This window comes from Nitrincola alkalisediminis (assembly GCF_009821115.1).
Lineage (GTDB): Bacteria > Pseudomonadota > Gammaproteobacteria > Pseudomonadales > Balneatricaceae > Nitrincola > Nitrincola alkalisediminis.
Map to the genome: position 1 here is coordinate 1 of NZ_VYTY01000035.1, position 585 is coordinate 585.

Here is a 585-nt window from a genome sequence, read left to right on the forward strand (position 1 = left end):
TCTAACCATTGCGTTGCCGCTCGCTTTTTCCGATGGTCGAAATAACTCATTTCAACACGACTTCCTGACCAACGCTTAAGCTGCTCGGGATTTAAAGGTCCACCTCTGCAATAACGTGCTAAATAAAACATCACCCCTTTGCCATGCTCATATCGCTCCTCAATACGAACACTCCACGGTTTTTTGAACAAGCTTCTGCGCAGACCAAAAAATGCGTGCTCACTGAAACCCGGTGGTAAAACTAACTCACCCTGCTCTAAGGCCGACTTCAAAAACGCTTGAACTTTGCCTCTATACAATTGCATGAGCACTTTCCCTGGCAATAAATACTCACCAACGGCTCTCCATTCCTTAGATCCAGTGACACCGCCTGCGGTTACTAAACAATGAATATGAGGATGAAGGTTTAAACGACGCCCCCAAGTATGCAGTGTCATCAACAAACCCGGCTTGATGCTTCCATACTTTCGATCCGCCAATAGCTCTAGCAAAGACTCCTGACTTGCACGAAACAACAATCGTGTAAATAAAGCCTCGTTGTAACGCCATAGCGCTAGATACTCATGTGGTAAAGTGAAAATACAA

General features: G+C 45.3%; 1 protein-coding gene. It reads right to left on the reverse strand.

The annotated features are described in order from the left end of the window. Positions 1-585: IS91 family transposase (locus F5971_RS18340; protein WP_193496581.1), on the reverse strand; the 585-nt coding region annotated here is incomplete at both ends.